The 21,292-nt window shown below is 54.8% G+C and carries 19 protein-coding genes; 12 read left to right on the top strand and 7 right to left on the bottom strand.

The genetic code is table 11. The features are described 5' to 3' along the window. The first annotated feature begins 13 nt into the window (after positions 1 to 13). Positions 14 to 892: a LysR family transcriptional regulator gene (locus AC3ITF_RS07380; RefSeq protein ID WP_096756404.1), complete on the top strand. Its 879-nt coding sequence runs from the start codon at positions 14 to 16 to the stop codon at positions 890 to 892. 60 nt (positions 893 to 952) lie between these two features. On the opposite strand, the gene glpQ is transcribed toward AC3ITF_RS07380, so the two are convergent. Continuing rightward, positions 953 to 2,020: a glycerophosphodiester phosphodiesterase gene (gene glpQ / locus AC3ITF_RS07375; protein WP_096756403.1), complete on the bottom strand. Its 1,068-nt coding sequence runs from the start codon at positions 2,018 to 2,020 to the stop codon at positions 953 to 955. A gap of 3 nt (positions 2,021 to 2,023) precedes the next feature. Beyond that, positions 2,024 to 3,382, bottom strand: a complete 1,359-nt coding sequence (gene glpT / locus AC3ITF_RS07370) for a glycerol-3-phosphate transporter (RefSeq protein WP_096756402.1) — start codon at positions 3,380 to 3,382, stop codon at positions 2,024 to 2,026. A gap of 274 nt (positions 3,383 to 3,656) precedes the next feature. On the opposite strand from glpT, the gene glpA reads away from it, so the two are divergent. From glpA to glpC, 3 genes are read left to right on the top strand one after another with little or no spacing between them, the layout of a single operon-like run. Further along, positions 3,657 to 5,285: an anaerobic glycerol-3-phosphate dehydrogenase subunit A gene (gene glpA / locus AC3ITF_RS07365; protein ID WP_117343428.1), complete on the top strand. Its 1,629-nt coding sequence runs from the start codon at positions 3,657 to 3,659 to the stop codon at positions 5,283 to 5,285. Then, positions 5,275 to 6,534 carry a glycerol-3-phosphate dehydrogenase subunit GlpB gene (gene glpB, locus AC3ITF_RS07360; protein WP_181624526.1) on the top strand — a complete coding sequence of 420 codons (1,260 nt, stop codon included), beginning with the start codon at positions 5,275 to 5,277 and terminating at the stop codon, positions 6,532 to 6,534. Before glpA ends, glpB begins: the two co-directional genes overlap by 11 nt. Further along, complete coding sequence (glpC, locus tag AC3ITF_RS07355; protein ID WP_096756399.1) at positions 6,531 to 7,721, top strand: anaerobic glycerol-3-phosphate dehydrogenase subunit GlpC; 1,191 nt, start codon at positions 6,531 to 6,533, stop codon at positions 7,719 to 7,721. The genes glpB and glpC overlap by 4 nt, the downstream gene beginning before the upstream one ends. A gap of 125 nt (positions 7,722 to 7,846) precedes the next feature. Here the strand turns inward: glpC and AC3ITF_RS07350 are convergent, their stop codons facing one another. Then, complete coding sequence (locus AC3ITF_RS07350) at positions 7,847 to 9,043, bottom strand: nicotinamide mononucleotide deamidase-related protein YfaY (RefSeq protein WP_115257928.1); 1,197 nt, start codon at positions 9,041 to 9,043, stop codon at positions 7,847 to 7,849. A gap of 124 nt (positions 9,044 to 9,167) precedes the next feature. Then, a complete protein-coding gene (locus AC3ITF_RS07345; protein ID WP_115257927.1) occupies positions 9,168 to 9,710 on the bottom strand; it encodes a YfaZ family protein in 543 nt (180 codons plus the stop codon). A 316-nt stretch (positions 9,711 to 10,026) separates the two neighbouring features. On the opposite strand from AC3ITF_RS07345, the gene nudI reads away from it, so the two are divergent. The 8 genes from nudI (at position 10,027) to arnF (ending at position 18,111) form a co-directional block, all read left to right on the top strand. Further along, complete coding sequence (nudI, locus tag AC3ITF_RS07340; protein ID WP_489176271.1) at positions 10,027 to 10,452, top strand: nucleoside triphosphatase NudI; 426 nt, start codon at positions 10,027 to 10,029, stop codon at positions 10,450 to 10,452. Positions 10,453 to 10,740: 288 nt separating this feature from the next. Continuing rightward, positions 10,741 to 11,880 carry a UDP-4-amino-4-deoxy-L-arabinose aminotransferase gene (gene arnB, locus AC3ITF_RS07335; RefSeq protein ID WP_489176433.1) on the top strand — a complete coding sequence of 380 codons (1,140 nt, stop codon included), beginning with the start codon at positions 10,741 to 10,743 and terminating at the stop codon, positions 11,878 to 11,880. Positions 11,881 to 11,882: 2 nt separating this feature from the next. Then, the gene (arnC, locus tag AC3ITF_RS07330; RefSeq protein ID WP_181688921.1) at positions 11,883 to 12,866 is read left to right on the top strand and encodes an undecaprenyl-phosphate 4-deoxy-4-formamido-L-arabinose transferase; all 984 of its coding nucleotides are present in this window, start codon (positions 11,883 to 11,885) and stop codon (positions 12,864 to 12,866) included. Then, entirely contained in the window at positions 12,863 to 14,845 is a 1,983-nt protein-coding gene (gene arnA / locus AC3ITF_RS07325; protein WP_489176270.1) for a bifunctional UDP-4-amino-4-deoxy-L-arabinose formyltransferase/UDP-glucuronic acid oxidase ArnA, read from the top strand. Before arnC ends, arnA begins: the two co-directional genes overlap by 4 nt. Then, complete coding sequence (arnD, locus tag AC3ITF_RS07320) at positions 14,842 to 15,744, top strand: 4-deoxy-4-formamido-L-arabinose-phosphoundecaprenol deformylase (protein WP_117343421.1); 903 nt, start codon at positions 14,842 to 14,844, stop codon at positions 15,742 to 15,744. The genes arnA and arnD overlap by 4 nt, the downstream gene beginning before the upstream one ends. After that, positions 15,741 to 17,396 (top strand): lipid IV(A) 4-amino-4-deoxy-L-arabinosyltransferase, encoded by a 1,656-nt coding sequence (gene arnT, locus AC3ITF_RS07315; protein ID WP_489176269.1) that lies wholly within the window; start codon positions 15,741 to 15,743, stop codon positions 17,394 to 17,396. The genes arnD and arnT overlap by 4 nt, the downstream gene beginning before the upstream one ends. After that, a complete protein-coding gene (gene arnE / locus AC3ITF_RS07310) occupies positions 17,393 to 17,713 on the top strand; it encodes a 4-amino-4-deoxy-L-arabinose-phosphoundecaprenol flippase subunit ArnE (protein ID WP_137399804.1) in 321 nt (106 codons plus the stop codon). The genes arnT and arnE overlap by 4 nt, the downstream gene beginning before the upstream one ends. Further along, positions 17,713 to 18,111 (top strand): 4-amino-4-deoxy-L-arabinose-phosphoundecaprenol flippase subunit ArnF, encoded by a 399-nt coding sequence (arnF, locus tag AC3ITF_RS07305; RefSeq protein WP_146716683.1) that lies wholly within the window; start codon positions 17,713 to 17,715, stop codon positions 18,109 to 18,111. The genes arnE and arnF overlap by 1 nt, the downstream gene beginning before the upstream one ends. Here the strand turns inward: arnF and menE are convergent. From menE to menB, 3 genes are read right to left on the bottom strand one after another with little or no spacing between them, the layout of a single operon-like run. Further along, positions 18,059 to 19,471 (bottom strand): o-succinylbenzoate--CoA ligase, encoded by a 1,413-nt coding sequence (gene menE / locus AC3ITF_RS07300; RefSeq protein ID WP_135911688.1) that lies wholly within the window; start codon positions 19,469 to 19,471, stop codon positions 18,059 to 18,061. The two genes, arnF and menE, sit on opposite strands and share 53 nt — an antisense overlap. Then, positions 19,468 to 20,430: an o-succinylbenzoate synthase gene (menC, locus tag AC3ITF_RS07295; protein WP_411509179.1), complete on the bottom strand. Its 963-nt coding sequence runs from the start codon at positions 20,428 to 20,430 to the stop codon at positions 19,468 to 19,470. The genes menE and menC overlap by 4 nt, the downstream gene beginning before the upstream one ends. Next, complete coding sequence (menB, locus tag AC3ITF_RS07290) at positions 20,430 to 21,287, bottom strand: 1,4-dihydroxy-2-naphthoyl-CoA synthase (protein WP_096756386.1); 858 nt, start codon at positions 21,285 to 21,287, stop codon at positions 20,430 to 20,432. Before menB ends, menC begins: the two co-directional genes overlap by 1 nt. Positions 21,288 to 21,292: the final 5 nt, after the last annotated feature.

Genomic DNA, 21,292 nt, shown 5'->3' with positions numbered 1-21,292 from the left:
TTAGAGATAACTAATGACACTAACCCAGATCCACGCCCTGCTGGCCGTGCTTGAGTACGGTGGTTTTACCGAAGCCAGCAAGCGGTTATACACCACCCAGTCCGCCGTCAGTCAGGCTATTTCGGCGCTGGAAGAAGAGTTAGGGGTTAATATTTTGATCCGCGAGCGGCGCAAAGATATTCAACTTACCCCGGTAGGTATCCGGCTGCTCCCGCATTTACGGACCATCATTGGACAAACGAACGCCGTAAAAGAGATCGCCGAACAGGAGAAACAAAACCCAGCCCGAACCTTGCACATCGGCTGTTTTCCCAGCGCCTGCGCCTGCATTTTGCCCGGTATCATCCGCTACTTTGAACAGCATCACCCCAACATCAAAATCATTCCCTATGAAGAGAACAGCAGTGCCATTATTGATTCGCTGCAGAGTGGAGGCATTGATGCGGGTTTTGTGCATTTTCCGGTCAGTGGCATGTACTGCGTGCCGGTTTATCGGGACAAATTCACCGTTGTTGTCCCCGAGGCTCACCCGCTGGCGGCCAAAGCCACAATCTCAGTAGAAGAACTGGTGGGAGAACCGCTGATTATCAGTAAAGGGCGCTATGAATTAAGCATCATGACGTTATTTAAAGAACAAGGTATTGAGCCAATCATTAAGTACGAATTCAACCACCCGGATACGGCAATCAGTTTTATTCGTCAGGGGCTGGGGATCGCATTGTTACCGGAGCTCACATTAAAGGCGGTTGGCGGGCAAATACGTTCGGTGGCGCTGGAGCCAACGTTTTATCGGCAAATATCATTATTGGCAAAAGAGCCGCCGGTAGACGGCAGCCCTTTATATTTACTGCAGGCATGTATGGAAACACTGACAGCAGACGGTCTGATCTAACCGTCGGGAATGCGCCGGTGGAAAGGCCTGCAATATCATGCTATCGCAGGCCTGATACCGTTACTGCTTATGCAGGAACATCACCGCTTTGTCGGGGAAGTCGGTGAACAACCCGTCAACGCCCGCCTTGTTATACAGGATGTCATACAGCTGATTCACATCCGTCGCGTAGTCCGGCAGCTGATCGGCCCGCACAGTATAAGGATGCACCGTCATCTTGTTCTGATGCGCATCCTTCACCATCCCGGTCAACACGATGTTGCCTTTCTTCGACTTCTCATCGACCAGCATGTGATAGTCCGGGCCAATGCCATCCGCGTACTCAGCAACCTGCTTCATCGCGCCCGGTTTAAACATCCAGTCATAGTTGTAATTCACCCAACTGCCGTCCGGTTTTTTCTCCTGGGTTTCATTCCAGTCGGTATAGGCAATCAGCTGCACCAGGTTGAGGTCCATCCCCATTTTAGGTTCCAGCTCATTCTTGATGCGCTTGAGTTCCGCCACATCAAAACTTTGCAGATAGACCTTATCCTGTTTGTCGCTGTAGCCGTACTTTTTCAGCACTTCCAGCGTCTTCGCAGCAATGTCCTTCCCTTCCTGGTGATGGAACCACGGCGCTTTAATTTCCGGATAGATACCGATGTTCTTACCGGTGGAATGATTTAATCCCTGAACAAACTCGATCTCTTCTTCGAACGTATGCACACGGAAATCAGATTTACCCATCGGGAAGCGCCCTGGGTAGGTCTGCACCTGTTTGCCATTTTCGATATCGAAACCTTCGGTAAATTTCAGCGATTTGATCTCATCCAGCGTAAAGTCGATGGCGTAGTAGCGACCATCTTTACGAGCGCGATCCGGGAAACGCTCGGCGACATCGGTGACCCGGTCAAGATAGTGGTCATGCAGAACGACCAGATGGTCGTCCTTGGTCATCACCAGATCCTGCTCGAGATAGTCCGCGCCCTGCGCATAGGCCATCGCTTTTGCCGGCAGCGTATGCTCCGGTAAATAGCCGCTGGCCCCACGGTGAGCAATCACAATCTTGTCTGCGGCGATGGCTGCGCTGCTGACCACCATACCGGTCAGCATTAACGCGACGCTAAGACTTTTCAATGTGGTTTTCATCTATTATCCCCCGTTACGCTTCAGTTCCATCTCTGCGTGATGGCGCTTTTCACCAAACATGACGACCACCAGCAGAATAACCGCCAGCACGCTGCCGCCAATCATCACCATAAAGCCACCGTCCCAGCCGAAGAAGTCAACGGTGTAACCGACAATGGCGCTCGCTGCCACAGAGCCGCCCAGGTAACCAAACAACCCGGTGAAGCCTGCCGCCGTACCCGCCGCTTTTTTCGGTGCCAGTTCCAGCGCGTGCAGACCAATCAGCATGACCGGACCGTAGATCAGGAAGCCGATGATAATCATACATGCCATATCAACGTTCGGATTGCCCGCCGGGTTCATCCAGTAAACGATCGTTGCAATGGTCACCAGCGTCATGAAGAACACGCCGGTTGCGCCACGGTTGCCACGGAAGACTTTATCCGACATCCAGCCACACAGCAGGGTGCCCGGGATACCCGCATACTCATACAGGAAGTAGGCCCAGGAGGATTTATCCAGTGCGAAATGCTTCACTTCTTTCAGGTAGGTCGGCGACCAGTCGAGGATGCCGTAACGCAGTAAATAGACAAACACGTTGGCGATCGCGATGTACCACAGCAGTTTGTTTGGCAGCACGTACTGCATGAAGATCTGCTTCGCAGTCAGCTCTTCTTCGGCTTTTTCGCTGTAATCATCCGGATAGTCGTTCTTATACTCTTCAATCGGCGGCAAGCCACAAGACTGCGGCGTATCGCGCATCAGGGCAAAAGCAATCAGGGCGACAACAATCGCACCGAATGCCGGCATGTACAATGCCGCTTTCCAGTCGTTAAACCAGGCCATACCCAGCAGGAACAGCAGCGGAGGCAGACCACCACCGACGTTATGCGCGCAGTTCCACACGGACACAATACCGCCACGCTCTTTCTGCGACCACCAGTGCACCATGGTACGACCGCACGGCGGCCACCCCATCCCCTGGAACCAGCCACACAGGAACAGCAGCACAAACATCACCGCGATACTGGACGTCGCCCACGGCACAAAGCCCATGAACAACATCACCGCCGCCGCCAGAATCAGACCGGCAGGCAGGAAAACGCGCGGATTCGAGCGGTCCGAAATGGACCCCATGATAAATTTCGAAAAACCATAGGCAATGGAAATACCGGATAACGCAAAACCCAGATCGCCACGGGAGAAACCCTGCTCAACCAGATACGGCATCGCCAGGGCAAAGTTCTTACGTACCAGATAGTACGCCGCATAACCAAAAAATATCCCCAAGAAAATCTGCCAGCGCAATCGACGATAGGTGGGATCGATTTCCGCTGCAGGTAAGCGCGCCGTATGTGACGCGGGTTTAAAAATGCTCAACATAGTATGTAGCCTCCGTGGCCGTCTTTTGTTCGAAGGAAACACTGTAAGTACGTCATCACGACGCAACCTCCCCCAGTGTGGCCGCGATGTTAAGGAAAGATTCAGCACAAAAATGTGAAACACAGCACAGATTGTTACAGATTTATGACAAATGTTCATAAAGGCGCACGAAATCACGTTTCATTTTCGAATAATGAGCGATTATGCGCGAAATCAAACAATCCATGTTTTTTATGTGGCTAAATGATAAAAAAACGAACTGTGAGGAAAAACAATGAAAACTCGCGACTCGCAAACAAGTGACGTGATTATCATTGGTGGGGGAGCAACAGGTGCCGGGATCGCACGCGACTGTGCTCTGCGCGGATTGCGCGTCATCTTAGTAGAACGCCACGATATCGCTACCGGCGCGACGGGACGTAACCACGGCCTGCTGCACAGCGGTGCGCGCTATGCCGTCACTGACGCAGAATCTGCGCGTGAATGTATTAGCGAAAACCAAATTCTGAAACGTATCGCCCGCCACTGCGTAGAGCCTACGGACGGTCTGTTTATCACACTGCCGGAAGATGAACTCTCCTTCCAGGCCACCTTTATTCGTGCCTGCGAAGATGCGGGCATTCGTGCAGAAGCGATCGACCCTCAACAAGCGCGCATTATCGAGCCCGCGGTGAACCCGCAGTTGATTGGCGCAGTCAAAGTGCCAGACGGTACCGTGGATCCCTTCCGTTTAACCGCTGCCAACATGCTGGATGCCAGAGAGCATGGCGCGGTCATTCTGACGGCCCATGAAGTGACCGGGCTGATTCGTGAAGGTGCAACCGTCTGCGGCGTGAACGTTCGCAATCATCTCACCGGCGAGATGCAGTCCCTGCATGCGCCGGTGGTGGTGAACGCTGCCGGGATCTGGGGCCAGCGGATCGCGGAATATGCCGATCTGAGCATCCGCATGTTCCCGGCAAAAGGCTCGTTGTTGATCATGGATCATCGCATTAACCAGCATGTCATCAACCGCTGCCGTAAACCGTCGGATGCCGACATTCTGGTGCCTGGCGACACCATCTCGCTGATCGGCACCACCTCGCAACATATTGATTACGATGATATCGACAGCAACCGCGTCACCGCTGAAGAGGTGGATATCCTGCTGCGTGAAGGGGAGAAGCTGGCGCCGATTATGGCGAAAACGCGCATTTTGCGCGCCTACTCCGGCGTGCGTCCGCTGGTGGCCAGCGACAATGATCCAAGCGGTCGTAACGTCAGCCGCGGCATTGTATTGTTCGATCATGCTGAACGCGACGGTCTGGATGGCTTTATCACCATTACCGGCGGCAAACTGATGACCTACCGCCTGATGGCTGAATGGGCCACCGACGCTGTTTGCCGCAAGCTGGGCAACACTCGCCCTTGCACCACGGCGGACGTCGCACTGCCAGGTTCGCAGGAATCGACCGAGCATACGCTTAAGCGCGTGATCTCGTTGCCCGCACCACTACGCGGCTCGGCAGTCTACCGTCACGGCGATCGCACCCCGGTCTGGCTAAGCGAAGGTCGTCAGCATCGCAGCCTGGTCTGCGAGTGCGAGGCGGTCACCGCAGGCGAAGTCCAATACGCCGTGGAAAATTTAACCGTCAACAGCCTGCTGGACTTGCGCCGCCGTACTCGCGTCGGGATGGGGACATGCCAGGGCGAACTGTGCGCCTGCCGCGCCGCAGGGTTACTGCAACGTTTTAATGTTACCACCGCCGCGCAGTCCATCACCCAGCTCTCCGAGTTTCTCAACGAACGCTGGAAAGGCGTGCAGCCGATTGCCTGGGGAGACGCACTGCGCGAAAGCGAGTTCACGCGCTGGGTGTATCAGGGGTTATGCGGTCTGGAAAAGGAGCACCAGGATGAAATTTGATACCGTCATTATCGGCGGCGGTCTCGCCGGACTGCTGTGCGGTCTGCAACTGCAAAAAAGCGGGTTACGCTGCGCGATTGTTACCCGTGGCCAAAGCGCCCTGCATTTTTCCTCCGGCTCGCTGGATTTACTCAGCACGCTGCCGGATGGACAGCCGGTGAGCGATATCGAGGCAGGCCTGAACGCACTGCGCACTCAGGCCCCCTTGCACCCTTATAGCCTTATCGGTACGCAAAACGTCCTGTCACTGGCGCAGCAGGCGCAAACCCTGTTGAAAGAATCCGGTGCCCAGTTGCAGGGCGAGGTGCATCAGGTACATCAGCGCGTAACGCCGCTGGGGACCTTGCGCTCAACCTGGCTCAGTTCGCCGGAAGTACCGGTCTGGCCGCTGTCTGCTCAGCGTATCTGCGTGGTGGGCATCAGCGGGTTACTGGATTTTCAGGCACACCTCGCGGCGGCCTCACTGAGCCAGCGTAACCTCAGCGTCGACACCGCAGAAATCGAGCTGCCGGAACTGGATGTTCTGCGCGACAACCCCACCGAGTTTCGCGCGGTTAACATCGCACGCCTGCTGGATAACGAAGATAAATGGCCACTGCTCTGTGACGCGTTGCTGCCAATAGCAAAAACCTGCGACATGATTATTATGCCAGCCTGCTTCGGTCTCGCCGATTCCCGGCTCTGGCAGTGGCTCAACGAGCGTCTGCCCTGCTCGCTGATGCTGTTACCCACTTTACCGCCTTCTGTTCTCGGCATGCGCCTGCACAATCAATTACAGCGTCAGTTTGTACGCCAGGGCGGCGTGTGGATGCCCGGTGACGAGGTGAAAAAAGTCACCTGTCAGGACGGTGTGGTGAGTGAAGTGTGGACCCGCAATCATGCTGATATTCCATTGCGTCCACGCTTTGCCGTGCTCGCCAGCGGCAGTTTCTTCAGCAGCGGACTGGTGGCAACACGCGAGGCTGTCCACGAGCCGATCCTCGGCCTGGATGTCCAGCAAACAGAGACCCGTGCGCAGTGGTATCAGCGCGACGTCTTCGACCCGCAGCCGTGGCAACAATTTGGTGTGAATACTGATGACACCCTGCGCCCAACGCTTGCGGGAAAAACGGTAGAGAACCTGTTTGCCATCGGGTCGGTGCTTGGCGGTTTTGACCCTATCGCCCAGGGTTGCGGAGGCGGTGTGTGCGCAGTCAGCGCCTTACATGCCGCACATCATATTGCAAAACGAGCAGGAGGCCAGCAATGAGCGACACACGTTTTGAAAGTTGTATCAAATGCACTGTGTGCACCACTGCCTGCCCGGTCAGCCGCGTCAATCCGAGCTACCCAGGCCCCAAACAGGCCGGGCCGGACGGGGAACGTCTGCGTCTAAAAGACGGTGCGTTATACGATGATGCGCTGAAATACTGTATCAACTGCAAACGCTGCGAAGTCGCCTGTCCGTCAGATGTTAAAATTGGCGATATCATCCAGCGCGCGCGCGCCAAATATGACACCACCCGCCCGTCGCTGCGCAACTTTGTCTTAAGCCATACCGATTTGATGGGCAGCGTTTCCACACCGTTCGCACCGATCGTCAATACCGCCACCTCGCTGAAGCCCGTGCGTCAGCTGCTCGATTACGCGTTAAAAATCGATCATCGCCGGACGCTGCCAAAATACTCCTTTGGTACCTTCCGCCGCTGGTACCGCAGCGTTGCCGCACAGCAGGCGCAGTATCAGGATCAGGTCGCCTTTTTTCACGGCTGCTTTGTGAACTATAACCATCCACAGCTTGGCAAAGACCTGATTAAAGTGCTGAATGCGATGGGGACCGGCGTACAGTTGCTGAGTAAAGAGAAGTGCTGCGGCGTGCCGCTGATCGCCAACGGTTTTACCGATAAGGCACGTAAGCAGGCGGTCAGCAACGTGGCTTCGCTCAGAGAAGCCATTGACGGAAAAGGTATTCCGGTGCTTGCCACCTCATCAACCTGTACCTTTGCGCTTCGCGATGAATATCCCGAAGTGCTGGATGTCGACAACACGGGTCTGCGTGAACATATTGAGCTGGCCACCCGTTGGCTGTGGCGCAAACTGGACGGCGGGCAAACGCTGCCGCTAAAAACACTGCCACTGAAGGTGGTCTACCACACCCCCTGCCATATGGAGAAAATGGGCTGGACGCTCTACACGCTGGAGCTGCTGCGTCAAATTCCTGGTCTGGAACTGACGGTGCTGGATTCCCAGTGCTGCGGCATCGCCGGGACCTACGGCTTTAAAAAGGAAAACTACCCCACTTCGCAATCCATTGGCGCCCCGCTGTTCCGCCAGATCGAAGAAAGCGGAGCCGATATCGTCGTCACCGACTGCGAAACCTGCAAATGGCAGATTGAGATGTCCACCAGCAAGCGCTGTGAGCATCCAATAACCCTGCTGGCACAGGCGTTAGGCTAACTAACCAAGCCTACATCCCAATTGTAGGCCGATAAGCGAAATGCCATCTGGCAAAACATCTGCCGGATGGCAGCGTAAAACGCCTTATCCGGCCTACAAAATCTTCGCCATCAGGCAATAACAAACTATACGGTCAGTGATTCAACCACTTCAATCCAGCCATGCTCGGTGGCAATATCCTGATCGTTAAGCCAACGGCGCAGCATATTCAGAGCCATCATGGCGCACACTTCCTGACGCACCGGCAAGCTGTAGCGATTAGCGCTAAGTCGTACGCGTAATGCATGCGTGCCCTCAGACGTTGCCAGCGCAAAGTTAATATGTTCGTTTTCGAAACCCGATACCGCCAACGCCAAATCTGCGTAATGATTGCCGCGTCGCTCGGTTATCCAGTGCGCGGTTTGCGCCAGCGTTTCCTCCTGAGAGGGCACCACTTCACTGGCCAACAGCGGGGCGTTGGCGCGAGAAAGTTGGAGGGCGACCAGGCCCGCGGTAAACTGTTCGCTGAGTGTCAGGCTGTATTGCCGTTCCTGCAACGTGCGTGCAATTTGCGCGGGCAGCCCTTCCGTGCCTTCAAAAATCATATTCTGCCCGGCAACCCGCTTCACCTCCGGCCAGAGCGCCAGCATCGCTTCACGTTGGGAATCCGGCCCGGTAAGCTTCAACTCGATAATCGGCATTGATGAGCGATACCCCATCGTGACCCCGGCAGGCAAAGGCAGCGGATCCAAACTTTGCGCCAGCTCGCTTTCAGAACGGCCAAAGGTGGTTAGTCGCAGGCATAGCGGGGGTTGGGAGAGTGAGAATCGCTCCCGCAGACGCGGTAGGATCTCATGCTCGATCATCACTTTAAACTCTGACGGAACACCCGGCGTAAAGAACATCAAACAGCGGTTGAGCTTCACGGCGAATCCACAGGCGGTACCCACTGGGTTATTGATAAACTCGGCGCTGGCAGGTAATTCAGCTTGCTTACGGTTGCTCGGTGCCATAATACGACCGCGTTCGCGGAAGTAATGCTCCATCTGAGCAAGCCATGCCTCGTGCAGCACCAGCCCTTCACCTTTTGCCGTTGCCGCAGCCAGCGCGCTCAAATCATCGCTGGTTGGCCCTAAGCCACCGTTCACAATCAATACATCGGCATGTTCGCTGCGTTCGCGCAAAATGGCGACCAGGTCGTCGAGATTGTCGCCCACCGTGTTGCGGCGTGTTAACGGTAATCCCTGATTGAAGAAAAAATCAGCCAGCCAGGCGGCATTGGTGTCGACGATCTGGCCGTGCAACACTTCATCCCCGGTGGATAGCATCTCCACGTTTAACATTGTGTTCTCCTGCTTATGCAATCAAAACACTATAACGCAATGGCGAGGGAACATGGAGGATGGAGGGAAAGAGAATGAGTAAGAGAAGGAAAAACAGGCGCAGCTGAACGCCGCGCCAGGGACATCAGAAACTGGCGTTCACCCCAACGTACGGGCCGTCAGCAATCGCATTGTCACGGTTGCCATCTTTACCCGCCAGGTTCAGGTAGCGATAACCGGCTTCGATACTCAGTGGGCGAATAATGGTCAGACGCGCGCCCGCATTGGCTTCTTCGTAGCTATCAATACCGCTGGAAAGCGAATCCGGAGAGTAGTAGTACTCGCCAAACAGACGGAAGCTGTCGCCAATCGGCCACTGCAAGCCACCACCAACCGCCGCCGCATAACCTTCATCGCCGTCGTTTGGGTTGGTATAAACGCCTTTCCCGCCAACGGTGGCCAGCAGAGGACCAATCGGGATATTCAGGCCAAGACCGACGCCGGCAACATCACCATCATCGTCGTTATGCATCCAGTTGCCGCTGGCTGCCAGCCCGGAGGACTCGGTACCGAAACCGAAGCCAAGGTTGGTGTAATCTTCACCAGCCTGGCCGCTGATGCTTACCGCGTTTGCCGACGCAGAAACAAACAGCATTCCAGCAAGGCCCAATAAAATACTTTTTTTCATTTTCTATCCTTTCCAGCAAGAAACTAAACATAGCCCCAAAACCGCTGGATTGTACTGCCTGATGGCGAGGAATCAATGAGCTAAAAAGGCGATGCAATAACATATTGTAACTAAATACTACTCAGAATGTTTAGCAAAGGTTAAGTTAACGGCCAACTTACGCCGCAGCAAGGGCCTGAGGCGTGTTTTCTGTTATCGCATTCATTTAATCCCGCTTCTCCTTTAAATCGGCCTGGACGCATTTTTTCTGCGTCTGGTAACAGGTAAGATGAGTGAAAGATGGACTCACTGAACAGACACACTAAGGAACAGACTTATGCGTCAAAGAACGATTGTTTGCCCATTAATTCAAAATGAAGGGTGTTATTTACTGTGCAAAATGGCCGACGATCGCGGCGTGTTTCCCGGTCAATGGGCACTTTCAGGTGGCGGCGTTGAGCCGGGTGAGCGTATAGAAGAGGCCTTGCGTCGCGAAGTGCGCGAAGAATTGGGCGAGCAGTTGGTGCTCACAGAGATAACTCCGTGGACCTTTAGTGATGATATCCGCACCAAAACCTATGCTGATGGTCGCCAGGAAGAGAGCTACATGATTTATCTGATCTTCGATTGTGTTTCAGCCAATCGTGAGGTGAAGATTAACGAAGAGTTTCAGGACTTCGCCTGGGTTAAACCGCAGGACCTCGCCCATTACGACTTAAACGTCGCCACCCGAAAAACGTTAAAACTGAAAGGACTACTGTAGTTTTTGTCACGATGAAATTGGCTGTATGTGTACCGGCATTGCTTAATTTTTTAATAAAATGGAGTAATGTCGGTAGCTCGCGACGAAAAATAAAATATAAAAACATTTCACTTTCAAAGTGATAATCACAAAAATCAAAACACTCCACATTATTTCTCAACCTTAAACTCTTAAGGATAAATTAACCTTCAATCATTAATCTTTGCAGCCTGATGAAATAATTAACGACACCTCTATTTATCATCCTAATAAATATGCGATGGCGTTTAATGGCTTGAAGGAATAATGATGTCTGACTTTTTGCCTTTCTCTCGCCCGGCCTTCGGTACTGAAGAGCTTGCCGCCGTCAAAACCGTTTTGGACTCCGGATGGATAACCACCGGCCCTAAAAATCAGCAGCTGGAAGAGGCATTCTGTCGGCTGACAGGAAACCAACATGCCGTTGCCGTCTGCTCAGCTACAGCAGGTATGCACATCACGCTGATGGCGCTGGACGTAGGCGCAGGTGATGAGGTGATCACCCCGTCGATGACGTGGGTTTCCACGATCAATATGATTGTCCTGTTGGGTGCGACGCCGGTGATGATCGATGTCGACCGCGATACGCTGATGGTCACTCCCGAACAAATTGAAGCCGCGATAACCCCACGAACCAAAGCGATTATTCCGGTGCATTACGCCGGTGCCCCAACTGACCTTGATGCAATTTATGCCATCGGCGAGCGTTATAGCATCCCGGTCATCGAAGACGCCGCACATGCGGTGGGAACCTTATACAAAGGCCGTCATGTTGGCGCCCGCGGTACGGCAATTTTCTCCTTTCACGCCATCAAAAATATCACCTGCGCGGAAGGTGGTCTGATTGTTACCGACAACAGCGCGTTCGCACAACGTCTGCGTAGTCTAAAATTCCACGGTCTGGGCGTGGATGCCTATGACCGGCAAACCTTTGGTCGTGCACCGCAGGCGGAAGTTCTGGCCCCAGGATACAAGTACAACCTGACCGATATCAATGCTGCCATCGCCCTGGCACAACTGGATAAACTGGGTCGAATAAATGCACGTCGCGCTGAAATTGCGCACCACTATCAGCACGCGCTGGCCGATACACCTTTTCAGCCGTTGAGCTTGCCGCAGTGGTCGCACGTTCACGCCTGGCATCTGTTTATTATTCGTGTTGACGAGGCACGCTGCGGCCTGAGCCGGGACGCCTTAATGGAAGCACTGAAGGCTGAAGGTATCGGTACCGGTCTGCATTTTCGCGCGGCGCACACGCAAAAGTATTATCGCGAACGCTTCCCCACCCTGTCGCTCCCCAACACAGAATGGAATAGCGCCCGCATCTGTTCACTGCCTTTATTTCCCGACATGACCGCCGACGATACCCAGCGCGTCATCACGACACTTCGCCGGATAGCAGGACAATGACCATGTTTGAAGCCACACCGATTAAAAAAGTCTCGGTAGTCATTCCCGTTTTTAACGAACAGGAAAGCCTACCGGAGTTAATCAGACGTACCTGTGCCGCCTGCGAAAAACTGGGGAAAGACTATGAAATCCTGCTGATCGATGACGGCAGCAGCGACAATTCCGCACAGTTGATGATGGATGCCTCACAGGCCCACAACAGCCATATTGTCTCTATTCTGCTGAATCGCAATTACGGGCAGCACTCGGCGATTATGGCCGGTTTCAGCCACGTCACCGGTGATTTGGTCATCACGCTGGATGCAGACTTGCAGAACCCACCTGAGGAGATCCCTCGTCTGGTCGCCACCGCAGACCAGGGCTTCGACGTGGTCGGAACGGTGCGCCAAAACAGGCAAGACAGCATCTTTCGTAAGACGGCCTCGAGGATGATCAACCATTTGATTCAACGTACCACCGGTAAAGCAATGGGGGATTATGGCTGCATGCTACGCGCCTATCGCCGTCATATCGTTGATGCCATGCTGCATTGCCAGGAGCGCAGCACCTTCATTCCCATTCTGGCCAACATCTTTGCCCGTCGCGCGACGGAAATCCCGGTGCACCATGCAGAGCGTGAATTTGGCGACTCTAAGTACAGCTTTATGCGTTTGATTAACCTGATGTATGACCTGGTGACCTGCCTGACCACCACACCGCTGCGCATGCTGAGCCTGCTAGGCAGCATGATTGCCGCCACGGGTTTCACCCTGTCCGTTCTGCTGGTCGTTCTTCGCCTGACGCTGGGTCCGCAGTGGGCAGCTGAAGGGGTCTTTATGCTGTTTGCCGTGCTGTTTACGTTTATCGGCGCACAGTTCATTGGTATGGGTTTACTCGGCGAATATATCGGTCGCATCTATAACGATGTCCGCGCCCGCCCCCGCTACTTTGTTCAACACGTTATTCGTCCACACACCACGCAGTCAACCGAGGAAAACCACGCATGAAAGCCGTCGTATTTGCTTATCACGATATGGGATGTCAAGGAATTCAAGCTTTGCTGGATGCGGGTTACGAAATCGCTGCTATTTTCACGCACACCGATAACCCCGGTGAAAAAGCGTTTTTTGGCTCCGTCTCCCGGCTTGCGGCCAGCGCAGGGATCCCGGTCTACGCGCCGGACAACGTCAATCATCCGTTGTGGGTTGAGCGCATCAGCCAGCTCGCCCCTGAGGTCATTTTTTCGTTCTACTATCGTCATTTACTCAGCGATGAGATTCTTCGCCTCGCACCTGTGGGCGCATTCAACCTGCACGGCTCGCTGCTGCCGAAATACCGTGGTCGCGCCCCGCTGAACTGGGTGCTGGTCAATGGCGAAACGGAAACGGGCGTCACGCTTCACCGTATGGTCAAACGCGCAGATGCCGGGGCGATTGTTGCCCAGCAGCGTGTGGCTATTTCACCCGATGACGTGGCATTAACGCTGCATCATAAACTGTGCCAGACGGCGCGCCAAATGCTGGAACAAACGCTGCCTGCTATCAAAACGGCTGACTTTCAGCAGCGCCATCAGCAGGAAGCCGATGCAACCTATTTTGGTCGTCGCACGCCGGACGACAGCGTCCTTGACTGGAACAAACCGGCCGGGCAGTTGCATAATCAGGTACGTGCGGTCTCCGATCCCTGGCCCGGCGCGTTTAGCTATGCAGGAACACAAAAATTTACCGTCTGGTCATCACGCCCGTGTACGAATACCATCGGCGCACAACCGGGCACCGTGATAAGCGCATCGCCATTGCAAATAGCCTGTGCCGATGGCGCACTTGAAATTATTACCGGGCAAGCGGGCGATGGCATTGCCATGCAAGGTTCACAGCTGGCGCAGGTTCTGGGTCTGGTGGTGGGGTCTCGCCTGAACGGCCAGCAGGTTTCCGCCAGCAAACGTCGCACGCGTGTCTTGATCCTCGGCGTGAACGGTTTTATCGGTAACCACCTGACCGAACGCCTGCTGCAAGAAGAAAACTACGAGGTTTATGGGCTGGATATTGGCAGCGATGCGATTGGACGTTTTTTGTCACACCCCCGCTTCCATTTTGTCGAAGGCGATATCAGTATTCATTCTGAATGGATTGAATACCATGTGAAAAAATGCGACGTCGTGCTGCCGCTGGTGGCGATTGCCACGCCGATTGAATACACCCGCAACCCGCTGCGTGTCTTTGAACTCGATTTTGAAGAAAACCTGAAAATCATTCGCTACTGCGTGAAATACCAGAAACGCATTATTTTCCCGTCAACGTCCGAAGTGTACGGCATGTGTAGCGATAAGGTCTTTGATGAAGACAGCTCAAACCTTACCGTCGGCCCGGTCAATAAGCCGCGCTGGATCTATTCCGTTTCTAAGCAGCTTCTGGATCGCGTTATTTGGGCGTACGGCGAAAAAGAAGGACTGCGCTTCACGCTGTTCCGTCCATTTAACTGGATGGGGCCGCGTCTCGACAGCCTGAACGCTGCCCGTATCGGTAGCTCACGCGCCATTACTCAGTTGATCCTCAATCTGGTGGAAGGTTCGCCGATTAAGCTGATTGAAGGTGGTAAGCAGAAGCGTTGCTTTACTGATATTCGCGACGGTATCGAGGCGCTGTTCCGCATCATAGAAAACGCCGGCGGACGCTGTGACGGCGAGATTATCAACATCGGTAACCCGGATAACGAAGCCAGCATTCAGGAACTGGCAGAAATGCTGCTGAGCTGCTTTGAAAAACATCCACTGCGTCAGCACTTTCCGCCGTTCGCCGGCTTCCGTGACGTTGAAAGCAGCAGCTACTATGGCAAAGGTTATCAGGACGTTGAACACCGTAAACCGAGTATTGTTAATGCCCGACGCTGCCTGAATTGGGAACCGACCATCGACATGCGGGAAACGGTAGAAGAGACGCTCGATTTCTTCTTACGCAGCGTGGATATCACGGAACACACATCATGACCAAAGTGGGCTTGCGCATTGATGTCGATACCTTCAGGGGGACGCGCGAAGGCGTGCCCCGCCTGCTGGAGACATTGAACCGACATAACGTTCGGGCAAGTTTTTTCTTTAGCGTTGGACCTGACAACATGGGACGCCATCTCTGGCGTCTGGTGAAACCGCAATTTTTGTGGAAGATGCTGCGCTCAAACGCAGTCTCTCTCTACGGGTGGGATATTTTACTGGCCGGGACCGCGTGGCCAGGAAAAGAAATAGGCCACGCGAATGCCGCCATTATTGCGCAAGCCGCCCGGGTTCACGAAACCGGCCTGCATGCCTGGGATCACCATGCCTGGCAGGCGCGAAGTGGCACCTGGAATGACAAACAACTGATTGATGATATTTCTCAAGGTATTACCGTGCTTGAGGCCATCACCGGACAGCCTGTCACCTGCTCAGCCGCTGCCGGATGGCGTGCTGACGAACGCATCGTCCACGCCAAAGAAGCCTTTAACCTACGCTACAACAGCGATTGTCGGGGCTCTTCACTATTTCGCCCGCTGCTTGCGACGGGGAAAGCCGGTACGCCGCAGATTCCCGTCACTTTACCGACCTGGGATGAAGTGATTGGCCGGGAAGTGCAGGCTGTCGACTTCAATGCCTGGATCCTCTCCCACATACTGATGAACACAGCAACGCCGGTGTACACCATTCATGCGGAAGTTGAAGGGATCGCCTGCCATCACGATTTTGATGACTTGCTGACTCGAGCCGCTGATGCGGGCATTACGTTTTGCCCGCTTGGTGAGCTCCTGCCAGACGATATCACTACGCTGCCAACAGGCCAGGTCGTTCGCGGCAAAATACCCGGCAGAGAGGGATGGCTCGGCTGTCAGTACCCGGTGAGTGTGTCACGATGAAATCTCTACGTTATACCGTGGCGTTTATCGCCTTTATTGCGCTGTATTATATTGTTCCCATCAATAGCCGCCTGCTGTGGCAGCCTGACGAAACGCGCTACGCGGAAATTAGCCGGGAAATGCTCAACTCGGGCGACTGGATAGTCCCGCACTTTCTCGGGTTACGCTATTTTGAAAAACCGATTGCCGGATACTGGTTAAACAGTATCGGGCAGTGGTTATTTGGTGCAAACAATTTTGGCGTCAGGGCGGGCGCTATTTTTGCCACCCTACTCACCGCGCTACTGGTGGCCTGGCTTGCCATGCGACTCTGGCAGGATAAACGCACCGCCATACTCTCCTCAGTAATTTTCTTAACGTTTTTTTCCGTTTACAGCATCGGCACCTACGCAGTTCTCGATCCTATCATCACCCTGTGGCTGATGGCGGGCATGTGCTGTTTTTGGCAAGGCATGCAGGCCACCACGAAAACCGGCAAAATTATCGCCTTTTTGCTGTTGGGACTGGCCTGCGGCATGGGGGTGATGACCAAAGGTTTTCTCGCACTGGCGGTCCCGGTTCTCAGCGTACTGCCGTGGGTATTAGTACAAAAACGATGGAAAGATCTCTTTCTCTACGGTCTGCTGGCGGTGGTCGGTTGCATTACCATTGTGTTGCCGTGGGGAATAACCATTGCACAAGGCGAACCTGACTTCTGGCATTACTTTTTCTGGGTCGAACATATTCAGCGTTTCGCACTGGCGGATGCCCAGCATAAAGCTCCGTTCTGGTACTACCTGCCCGTCCTTATCGCAGGCTGTTTGCCCTGGCTTGGTCTTCTGCCTGGTGCACTGCAAACGGGGTGGCGTGAGCGGGATACTCCGCGTAGCGCACTCTATCTGCTCGGCTGGATTGTCATGCCGATTGTGTTTTTCAGCATCGCTAAAGGAAAACTCCCCACCTATATTCTTTCCTGCTTCGCGCCGCTGGCTCTCCTCATCGCGCGTTTCGGTATGCAGGCGGCCAAGGAAGGATCCGTTGCCCTGCGCGTCAATGGCGGGATCAACATCCTGTTTGGGGTGATCGGCATTGTCGCCACCTTTGTGGTGTCTACACTGGGGCCGCTGCCGTTTCCCGTGTGGACGCATATCGAAACTTATAAGGTTTTTTATTCGTGGGGCATCTTTCTCATCTGGACTTTTTTCGGCTGGTATACGCTGACCAATAGCCAAAAAACCTGGAAATATGCCGCATTCTGCCCATTGGGGCTGGTGCTGTTGTTTGGATACGCGATACCCGACAGGGTCATGGAAGCGAAACAACCGCAGTTTTTTGTTGAGATGACCAAAGAGGTGTTACAACCGAGTCGCTACGTGCTTGCGGACAACGTTGGCGTCGCCGCAGGTCTGGCCTGGAGCCTGAAACGCGATGACATCATCTTGTACGGGCAAATGGGCGAGCTAAAATATGGCCTGAATTATCCCGATGCCCAGGGCCGCTTTGTCAGTCAGACTGGCTTTCCCGACTGGTTAGCCCAACATCGCCAGGAGGGTATTATTACGCTGGTGCTGTCGATTTCGAAGGATCAGGATATAACTCAACTTGCCATTCCCCCTGCGGATTACGTTGATAATCAGGGGCGTCTGGTCTTGATTCTGTACCGGCCCCAATGATCTGGCTGGCGTTAGTCCTCGCCAGTCTGCTCAGCGTAGGCGGGCAACTGTGCCAGAAGCAGGCCATCCGCGCGCGCAAACGCCACATTGCGTGGTGGATGAGTCTGGCTCTGGTAAGTCTCGGTCTGGCGATGCTGTTATGGCTGGCAGTGTTGCAGAATATTCCGGTTGGCCTGGCCTATCCGATGCTGAGCCTTAACTTTGTCTGGGTCACGCTGGCAGCCTGGAAAATCTGGCGAGAGCCCGTCACAAAGCGCCATTGGCTGGGCGTGGGGCTGATTATCACCGGTATTTTTATTCTCGGGAGCGCGGTGTAATGGGGATATTCTGGGGGCTATGCAGCGTCATGATTACTTCGCTGGCTCAGTTGAGTCTCGGCTACGCGATGGACAATCTGCCGCCGATACTGCATCCGTTGCGATTTATGGAAGCGATATTTTCCGCAAGCGTCGGGACGTTAACGCTGTACGCGGGACTGGTGGGGTATTTACTGTCGGTTATCTGCTGGCACCAGGCCCTGCACCGACTGGCACTGAGCAAGGCCTACGCCCTGCTCAGCCTCAGCTACGTGCTGGTGTGGCTCGCCTCAATGTTCTTACCTGGCTGGCTGGGTTCATTTTCATGGCAGGCGCTCATCGGCGTGCTGTGCATTATGGCAGGGCTTATGACGATTTTTCTCGGACCCAGTCCAGCAATGCGCGGCGAGAAACCTTAATACCGCCACTTTTCAGCTCTGGCGGTAATTCCAGCCAGCGTACCGGTTGTTGAAAACGGGCCAGTTTATCTTTAACCCATTCAGCAAGATTGGCGTCATCCGCACGGGTATCGTATTCAACGACCGCCACCGGACGATGGCCAAACTCATGGTCTTCCAGCGGAACAACAAAGGCTTGCAGCACGTGCGGATGGGCGGCGATCACGCGTTCCACCTCTTCCGGCTGAATACCTTCCCCGCCGCTAAAGAACAGGTTGTCCATGCGACCGACAATCGTGAGCTTACCGTCGTTTAACACCCCGCGATCGCGGGTAGCAAACCAGCCTTCGCCATTAACCAGCGGAATAAGCTGCCCGTTGCGCCAGTAACCTGACGCCATGCTGGCAGCGCGCAGCCAGACTTCATCATCCACGATCCTGACCTCTCTGCCCGGCAAGGCAGAGCCGACATCGCTCAGGCCATCAGCTTCTTTCGCGCAAACCGTGGAAGCAAACTCCGTCAGCCCGTAACCACACCAGCAGCGAATCCCCTGCTCACGCGCCTGCTCGGTCAGCTCAACCGGAATGGCCGCGCCCCCCAGCAGTACCGCTTTCAACGTGATCGGTGCGTTGTTTACCAGCAATCGCCAAAGCTGCGTCGGTACCAGCGAGGCATGAGTGCAGCCCGCCAGCATCTGTTCCAGCGGTTGCTTGTCACGCACGGTCATGCGCGCACCAGCCAATAACCAGCGCCACAAAATACCCTGACCGGAAACATGAAACAGCGGTAGCGAGAGCAGCCAGTCATCCTCTGTGCCAAACGGCATTAATGACAGCACCCCCTGCGCACTCGCCAAATGTGCCTGACAGGTATGCACCGCTGCCTTAGGCAACCCGGTTGAACCGGATGTGAGTGTCATTGAACTCAATCGCAGAGGCAGCCAGTCGGCTGCATGCTCGCCAGACAGTTGCTGGATCTGCAGTGGCATCAGCCCCGAAAAGGGGTCATTGCTTTGCAGATCCAGCGCAAAACGCAGCGTTAAATCAGGGATCAACGCATCCAGCAGAGGCTGCGGCAGCTGCGGGTTCACCGGTAACACCCGCGCCCCGCACTGCAACAATGCCAGCCAGGCAAGCGCAGATGAAGGGTGATTCCAGGCACGCAGCAGCACGCCGTCGCCCTCTTTCACCCCCTGAGCGGCAAACCCTGTGGCCAGCGCGTCGACGCGCGTACAGAGCTCGCGCCAGTTCAGCACCTCATCATTGAGGCGTAACGCTGGCGCCTCTGCCCGAACTTGCCGCCAGTGACGCCACGGCCAGTCGGTAAACGCCGTCGCCAGGCCCGATATGCTTGTGACATCGGGCATGTCCTGCACGGTCATAGCAGTCGTTCCAGCGCATCCACGTTAATACATGGCAGCACACTGCCGGGCCAGCTGCGAACCTGCTGGCACTGCATCAGGCTCAGCGTGTCCAGACCCGGTATGGTCTGCGGCGTCAGCCAGGCGGCAATCCGCGCCAGTTGGGTTAACCCCAGGCTTGACTCAATAGACGAACTGATTACCGCAGTGAGTCCGAGCGCATGCGCGGCTGCAACCTGCTCGCGAACCTTATCCAGACTACCGGTGAGCGTAGGCTTGATGATCACCGCACTCACGCCTTCTTCCGCCATAAAGGTAAAGTCGGCTTCACGCAGGCTTTCATCCCAGGCAATGGCAATCCCGGTTTCCCGCGCAAAGGCGCGAGAATCTTCCCGGGTTTTGCACGGCTCTTCGAGGAAGGCAATGCGCCCGCGATAATCCGGATTGACGTACTTCGCAAACTGCTGCGCCTTCAGTGGCGTCCAGGCACGGTTAGCATCAAGACGTAAATGCAGATCGGGGATCGCCTCCAGCAGCAGGTTGGCCACCATGCCGTCACGTACAGCTTCATACAGGCCAACTTTGATCTTCGCGACTTTTTCGCCCGGCATGTCCGCCAGTTGCAGCACCAGATCGTCAGGGTCGCCGGTACACAATGGCGCGGCGCGATAATTCGCCGCCTCCGGCAATGTCCCGTCAAGCTCGGCGAGTGCGCAGCTAGCACCAAAGGCCACCGAAGGCAGCTGTGGTAAAGAGGTTTCCCCCTGCAGCCAGCCGTTTACCCAGGCCAACAGAGCCGTTTGCGCCTCTTCCCAGGTTTCCTGGCTGAAGCCCGGCAAGGGGGAGATCTCTCCCCACCCTTCACGCTCGCCGTCACGAAGACACACGTACAGCCCATCACGCGTTTTTAACCGCCTGTCACGCAAAATCACCCCCGCGTCCATGGGGATCTGCCAGCGGTATACCTGCGCGCTACGCATTACGGATTCCGTTTGAATTTGCTGAAGTCAGGCTGACGTTTCTGGTTGAACGCATTACGGCCTTCCTGACCTTCTTCCGTCATGTAGAACAGCATGGTGGCGTTACCGGCCAGCTCCTGCAGCCCCGCCTGACCATCGCAGTCGGCGTTCAGCGCTGCTTTCAGGCAGCGCAGCGCCATTGGGCTGTTTTGCAGCATTTCACGACACCAGCGCACGGTCTCTTTTTCCAGATCCGCCAGCGGAACCACGGTGTTGACCAGGCCCATATCCAGTGCCTGTTTCGCATCGTATTGACGACACAGGAACCAGATTTCACGCGCTTTCTTCTGACCAACGATACGGGCCATATAAGACGCACCCCAACCGCCGTCAAAGGACCCCACTTTCGGGCCTGTCTGACCAAAGATGGCGTTTTCAGCCGCGATAGTCAGGTCACACATCATGTGCAGCACATGGCCACCACCGATGGAATAACCCGCAACCATCGCCACAACCGGCTTCGGACAGGTACGGATCTGACGCTGGAAGTCCAGCACGTTCAGGTGATGTACACCGGAGTCATCCTGGTATCCGCCGTAGTCGCCGCGTACTTTCTGATCGCCGCCCGCGCAGAACGCTTTGTCGCCTGCGCCGGTCAGGATAATCACGCCGATATTGTCGTCATAGCGCGCATCAGACATCGCCTGAATCATCTCTTTGACGGTTACAGGACGGAAAGCATTGCGTACCTGCGGACGATTGATGGTGATTTTTGCAATACCGTCGGTGGATTTTTCATAGCGAATGTCGGTATAGCCTTCAGAGCAATCGAGCCATTCTACCGGTGCGTAAAGCATTGTTTCATCAGGATAGATCATAAAAT

Source organism: Citrobacter sp. KH_055_1 (assembly GCF_057838705.1).
The sequence above is the reverse complement of the archived record's forward strand: the minus strand, read 5'-3'. Positions and strand labels throughout refer to the sequence as shown.